Consider the following 6,687-nt stretch of genomic DNA (forward strand, 5'->3'; position numbering starts at 1 on the left):
GGCTACTTCAGGACGAGCGAGGTCCACGACTTGACCCACTGGTCACGGTTGTCGGCGATCGTGTCGGGGGCCATCGTCTCGGGGCGCGGGGCGGGCTTGCCGAAGCGGGTGAAATCCTCGGGCACCGCGGCGCCCTTGCGCACCGGGTAGACGAACATGTTGAGCGGCATGTCCTCCTGGAACTGCTTGCTCAGCAGGAAGTCGAGGAACGCCTTGCCGCCCTCCGGGTTGCGGGCGTTGGCGAGCAGCCCCGCGTACTCGGTCTGCCGGAAGCAGGTGCCGTACGCCACCCCGGTCGGCGCGGTCTGCGGCTTCGGGTCGGCGTAGACGACCTCGGCGGGCGGCGAGGAGGCGTAGGAGACGACCAGCGGCCGGTCGCCCTTGGCCTTGCGGCCGCCGGCGGAGCCGGAGAACTCCTGGTTGTAGGCCTGCTCCCAGCCGTCGACCACCTTCACGCCGTTGGCCTTCAGCTTCTTCCAGTACGCCTGCCAGCCGGAGTCGCCGTACCGGGCGGCGGTGCCGAGGAGGAAGCCGAGCCCGGGCGAGGCGGTGGCGGGGTTCTCGACGACCAGCAGGTTCTTGTACTGCGGCTCGGCCAGGTCGTCGAAGGACGAGGGCGGGGTCAGGTGGTGGTCGGCGAAGTACTTCTTGTCGTAGTTGACGCAGATGTCGCCGGTGTCGACGGGGGTGACGCGGTTCTTGCCCTGGTCGGCCAGGTACTGCGGCAGCACCTGGTCGAGCCCCTTGGCCCGGTACGGCTGGAACAGGCCGCCGGTGAGCGCACGGGACAGCAGCGTGTTGTCGACGCCGAAGAAGACGTCGCCCTGCGGGTTGTCCTTGGTGAGCAGGGCCTTGTTGACCGCCTGGCCCGCGTCGCCGTCCTTGAGGATGTCGACCTTGTACCCGGACCGCTTCTCGAAGTCCTCGATGACGCTCTTGGAGGCCGCCCAGGAGTCGTGGCTGACGACGGTCACGGTCTTGCTGTCCGCGGCCTTGGATCCGGTGCTGCCGGAGCCGCAGGCGGACAGCGCGATCAGGCCGAGGCCGGCCGCGACGGCGGCGAGGGTTCTGTGGTGCACGTGGAGTGTCCTCCTGGATGGTTGCCAGGAAGAGACGCGGCCCTGCCCGGACCCCTGTGTGAGGTTCCGGGCAGGGCGCTACAGCTCGAGTGATGACCGAACTCCCTACCCAGAATGACCTGGGCGAGGTTCAGAGGGTCTGCGGCCCTGTCCGCCGCACTCTCAGCGCTGTGGCGCTCCCCTGTCGGAATGGTGTGTGCAGTTGTGTCGGAATGGTATGGGCAGTTGTCGCAGATCAGATTACCGCCCGCCCGCGGGCGGCCGTACGGTGCGGTCGTCGCCCCGCCCCGGCCGGCGGCCTACCGCTCGGCGGCGGCCAGCTGCCCGCAGGCGCCGTCGATCTCCTGGCCGCGGGTGTCCCGGATGGTCACCGGCACGCCGTGGGCCTCGATCGCCTCCACGAACGCCTTCTCGTCCTCGGGCCGGGACGCGGTCCACTTCGAACCGGGCGTCGGGTTCAGCGGGATCAGGTTGACGTGCACCGGCTTGCCCTTGAGCAGCCGGCCGAGCCGGTCGCCGCGCCACGCCTGGTCGTTGATGTCCCGGATCAGCGCGTACTCGATGGACAGCCGGCGCCCCGACTTCTGGCTGTAGGCGAAGCCGGCGTCCAGCACCTCCCGCACCTTCCACCGGGTGTTCACCGGGACGAGGGTGTCGCGCAGCTCGTCGTCGGGGGCGTGCAGGGAGATGGCCAGCCGGCACTTGAGCCCCTCGTCGGCGAACCGGTGGATCGCCGGTACCAGGCCCACCGTGGAGACGGTGATGCCGCGCTGGGACAGCCCCAGGCCGTCCGGCTCGGGGTCCGTCAGCGCCCGGATGGCCCGCACGACCCGGTTGTAGTTGGCCAGCGGCTCGCCCATGCCCATGAACACGATGTTGGACAGCCGCGCGGGTCCTCCGGGCACCTCCCCGTCGCGCAGGGCCCGCATGCCGTCGACGATCTGGTGCACGATCTCGGCGGTCGACAGGTTCCGGTCGAGCCCGGCCTGCCCCGTGGCACAGAACGGGCAGTTCATGCCGCACCCGGCCTGAGAGCTGACGCACATGGTCACCCGGTCCGGGTAGCGCATCAGCACCGATTCCACGAGCGTGCCGTCGAACAGCCGCCACAGCGTCTTGCGGGTGGTGCCCTGGTCGGTCGACAGATGCCGCACGACCGTCATCAGCTCCGGCAGCAGCGCCTCGCGCAGCTTGCCCCGCGAGGCCGCGGGGATGTCGGTCCACTGCTCCGGGTCGTGGGCGTACCGCGCGAAGTAGTGCTGCGAGAGCTGCTTGGCGCGAAACGGCTTCTCACCGATCGCGGCGACCGCCTCCTTGCGCTCGGCAGGCGTGAGATCGGCAAGGTGCCGCGGCGGCTTCTTGGCTCCGCGCGGCGCGACGAATGTGAGTTCTCCGGGCTTGGGCATGGTCGTACCAGTGTCGCAGATCGACTGGGGTGACCTGCGGCTGTCGCTCCCTACGACTGTCGTTAGTAGTCGTCGCCGGTCGCCGCTGAGCGGCCTCGGACGGCCCAGAGACGGCGCAGCGCCGATCACTCGCCGGCGGCCTCCCACTCGTCGAGGCGGCGAACCCTGACCTTGCGGCGACGGCTGCTGGTCAGGTGTCGGGCACCATCGGCAGCTGGCGCTTCCGGGCTACGCGGTTCACGACGTCGCGAACGATCGGAGACGTAGAAGGCGCCGGAGTACCAGTCTGTTACGAGGCCATGACTGGGCCGGGCGCCGCTCGCTACAGTCACGCGGAGAAGCAGACGGAAGCCACTGTCAGTGGCACACGCTACCGTCGCGTCTGTAGGGGAGGGCATCTGTGACGAACAATCCATACCGCCGTGTGACCAACCTGAAGTACTGGTTGATCGCAATAGTGTCCGCGGGAGTCGGCGGACTCTTTCTATACGTATCAGAACTGGCATGGTTTGAGCGTCACGAATCTTTCGGCACTCTCGCGAATCAAGTCGGCGGATTGTTGATTGCTTCCGTCGCTCTTGCAGTGCTTTGGGAGTTGGTCGGGAGGCGGTCATTTTTCCAGGAAATGCTGGAAGTTCTCCGCTTTAAGAATGATATGGAGTCTGCCGGCCTAGACTCCATAGGCACGGACTATTCGAAGGTTATCGATTGGGAGCGCCGGCTCGACGGCGCAAAGAAAGTAGATATTTTCGCAGCATGGGCTACTACTTGGCGTAACACGAATCAGGCTCGACTGGCGAGAATCGCGTCTCGCTCTGATTCTAAAATCAGGGTGTGCTTGCCCGACCCGAACGATGTGGAGTGCGTCAAAATCTTTGCCACTCGCTTCAACATGACCGAAGATCGAGTGCGCAACAAGCTTACGGAAGCCATCGATGGGTACAAAGATCTCGATGGAGGTGCGGGGTCTGGACGAGTCGAAATCTATGTGTCGGCTGTGTTCAGAGCGTTCACAGCGTATCGAGTTGATGACGTTTTCATCGTTACCCTCTATCACCACAAGGACAACCGAAGCGCGACTGTGCCTGCTCTCAGCTGTCGAGAAGGCGGGACTTTATACGATTTCTTCAGCGCAGATCTCGAAGGGGTCTTGAATGCCAGCGTCAAACTCTACCCATAGCGTAAATGCAGCTGACTATGTGCAGATTCTACCCGGCGACATCACCCCCGAAATCCGTCGAGAAATAGAGGCAGCGGGTCGAGTTGCTTGGGACATCGAGACGAACGGTCTCGACCCGAAGACTGCCCGAATCGGCACATGCCAGCTCTTCACGTCCGAGGGTGGCGCGTTTGTCGTGACCGGACTGGCTAGCGAGACTCCTCCCAACTTGAGCTGCCTCTTGGCCAATGCGAGTGTACTTAAGGTATTCCATCATGCACCCTTCGATCTGTCGTTCATGGCAGCGTCCTGGGGTGCGAGCGCCAAAAATGTGGCATGCACAAAGATTGCCGCCAAGCTCCTCAATCCAGGTGCCCGAGCGGAGGATTACTCTCTCAAGCATCTGATGATGTCTAACTTTGATTTGGCTCTCGATAAGTCACTCCGCTTCACCGACTGGCTCTCGCCTGACCTGACTCGTCAGCAAGTCGAATACGCCATCATGGACGTAGCGAAGCTTCTAGACTTGTACGACTTGCTTCGCAGAAAACTTGAAGGCCGCCAACTCCTAGGGCTCTACGAACGCTGCTGTGCGTTCCTGTCCACTCATGTTGAGGCTCGCCTGCATGGTGTCGCCGACCCCTTCAGGTACTGAGGTGAGGACCGAGCAAAATACTGCGTTCGTGGCTGGTACGGCTAAGCGCGCGTTCGGCGACTTGAGGCGTCTTGTTCAGGCTGTCCAAGTATGGCGTCAGCACCGCGTACAGCCTCGGTGGTGGGCCGAAGCATCAATTCTCCAGTCACAACGGCGAGGTGCGAGGAAGGACCTACAACAACCCACTACTCCAGCTCCCATCCCGTCCGCCGTCGACCCACACACCGTGGAGCGGGTGTGGTCCATAGCGTTCAGGTAGAGGACGCCACTGTACGCACGACCTGGACGCCATAGGCCGCGTCTGCTCGGCTCTGCCTGGGTCGACGGTGGATGGGGTGGGAGCTCCTCGCGCACGCCCCTACAGAGCCGCAGTCGGCGGCGCCCCTCCATCCCGGTGCCGGCTGATCCCCCGCCGGAGGCATCTTCTTGTGCCCGCGGATGACGTCCCTACCTTCGCCCGCTTGCACGCAGCGCGCCGCCGGGCGGGGCCGCCGCTGGCGAAGACAGGGCGGCAGCCCCGCTGATAAGGCGGCGCGCGCCCGCGCCGGGCGCGGGCCTTTATTTCGGAGGCCGGGGAGTGCGGCAAGCATGCATCCGCTCGCGAGCATGGCATATACGCGCTCAATCACTTCTACGCCTCGCTGCTGCTGGACACCAGCGAAAGCATTAAGGCCGTGAGCGAGTACCTGGGGCACTCCGACCCTGGGCTGACATTGCGGGTGTATGCGCACCTGATGCCGTCGAGCCAGGAGCGGATGAGGAAGGCCGTGGATCGGGTGCTTCTCCCAGCCCCGCGCGAGCCTGACGGCCCAGAGACGGCCCAGTGACCTTAACCAGGCCCCCATCCGCACTGAACGTGCTGGTAGGGGCTGTCCCGTAACTGCTGGTCATGGGTGAGATGATCATGTCGTGGCTGGTGTGATCACGGCGTCGGAGCCCTCCTGGACAGCCCCGTTCACCGGGCTGAGCCCGCGGCAGTCCGGCAAGCTGGTCACCGCGCTGCGGCGCGAGGGTGCGGACCCGGTGCGCAAGGGCCCGCCCTGGAGCCTGCCCCTGGAGGACCGCGTGCTCCTGGTCGCCGCGTACTGGCGCACGAACCTCACCCTGCGCCAACTGGCCCCGCCGTTCGGGGTGTCCAAGTCGGCCGCGGACCGCATCATCGACAACCTCGCACCCTCACTCGCGCTGCAGCAGCGCAAGAGGTTCCGCAAGGACACCGTGCTGATCGTGGACGGCACCCTGATCCCCACCCGTGACCACCAGGTGGCCGAGCAGTCGAAGAACTACCGGTACTCCACCAACCACCAGGTCATCATCGACGCCGACACCCGACTAGTCATCGCCGTAGGCCGGCCCCTGCCCGGCAACCGCAACGACTGCAAGGCATGGGAGGACTCCGGCGCCAAGGCCGCCGTCGGCAGGACCACGGTGATCGCCGACGGCGGCTACCGGGGCACCGGCCTGGTCATTCCGCACTACCGCCGGCACAAGGACGAGGAATCGCCGTCCTGGAAGGAGGAGCACAACGCCTCGCACCGCCGGGTGCGGGCCCGGATCGAGCACGCCTTCGCCCGCATGAAGGGCTGGAAGATTCTCCGCGACTGCCGGCTCAGGGGTGACGGCGTGCATCACGCCATGCTCAGCGTCGCCCGCCTGCACAACCTCGCCCTCGCCGGGTGACCGGCAAACGAGCAGGTCACCCGGCACGTCAGAAGCGATTTACGGGACAGCCCTTAGGGGCTTATTGCTGCCCGGCTACTGCCAGTTCTCCGGGCTTGGGCATGGTCGTACCAGTGTCGCAGATCGACTGGGGTGACCTGCGGCTGTCACCCACAGCACCTGATCTGCAGCGGTCGCTGCTGGTCTGCCCGAGGACTGTCACCGCGCCGGCCTGCGGTGACCAGAGGAGACAGCGGCCCTTGGCCTTGCTCGCAGGCCAGGTGGATCTCGCGGTGGTGAGGCCCCTCGTGGCCGGCCCGGCCGTGATGCTCGGGCTCGGCGCGGGTGCCGTCCGACGGTGGATCACGGGCCTGCCCGTCGCGGCGGCGCCAGGGCGTGCTGATGAGCCCGGCAGATCGTGGAGTCGACGTCGACCTCCCATGATTCCGCGACGAAAGCACCAGGTTGAAGCGCCCGCGAAAGGATCCGGGAAAGGGCCCGGAGGCAATCCCTGGAATGCAGACCTACGGCCACGATGACACACTAAGCTTCTTCGAGTTGGGCCCCGATCAGGTGACGCCCGCCAAGCTCAACGAGCGAGGCCCCCGGGCAGTTGATCGAGATGTCTGACGTCTCAATCACGCTGCTCAGAGGCCTCGTTGGTCATCTATCCTGCCGCACTCGACCTGCCGCATGCACTCGTGGAGTGGGTCACCATGCTCATCGTCA

Annotated in this window: 5 protein-coding genes; 3 read left to right on the forward strand and 2 right to left on the reverse strand. The window is 65.5% G+C overall.

Translation table 11 applies throughout. The features are described 5' to 3' along the window. Positions 1–2: 2 nt before the first annotated feature. Complete coding sequence (locus IE286_RS23325; RefSeq protein WP_189798736.1) at positions 3–1,079, reverse strand: thiamine ABC transporter substrate-binding protein; 1,077 nt, start codon at positions 1,077–1,079, stop codon at positions 3–5. 299 nt (positions 1,080–1,378) lie between these two features. Beyond that, complete coding sequence (rlmN, locus tag IE286_RS23330) at positions 1,379–2,485, reverse strand: dual-specificity RNA methyltransferase RlmN (protein ID WP_189798737.1); 1,107 nt, start codon at positions 2,483–2,485, stop codon at positions 1,379–1,381. A gap of 424 nt (positions 2,486–2,909) precedes the next feature. On the opposite strand from rlmN, the gene IE286_RS23335 reads away from it, so the two are divergent. From IE286_RS23335 to IE286_RS23345, 3 genes are all read left to right on the forward strand, one after another. Next, entirely contained in the window at positions 2,910–3,665 is a 756-nt protein-coding gene (locus IE286_RS23335; RefSeq protein WP_189798738.1) for a hypothetical protein, read from the forward strand. Positions 3,666–3,684: 19 nt separating this feature from the next. Then, positions 3,685–4,299, forward strand: coding sequence for a 3'-5' exonuclease family protein (locus IE286_RS23340; RefSeq protein WP_189798739.1), 615 nt, complete (start codon positions 3,685–3,687; stop codon positions 4,297–4,299). A gap of 909 nt (positions 4,300–5,208) precedes the next feature. Then, a complete protein-coding gene (locus IE286_RS23345; protein WP_189798740.1) occupies positions 5,209–5,979 on the forward strand; it encodes a transposase in 771 nt (256 codons plus the stop codon). The last annotated feature ends 708 nt before the right edge of the window (positions 5,980–6,687 follow it).

Origin of the sequence: Streptomyces thermodiastaticus (assembly GCF_014656135.1) — a bacterium.
In the GTDB taxonomy this organism is placed as follows: domain Bacteria; phylum Actinomycetota; class Actinomycetes; order Streptomycetales; family Streptomycetaceae; genus Streptomyces; species Streptomyces thermodiastaticus.

Coding starts and splice junctions, on each gene's coding strand:
- rlmN (WP_189798737.1), bottom strand. CDS start 2,485: ATGCCCAAGCCCGGAGAACTCACATTCGTCGCGCCGCGCGGAGCCAAG.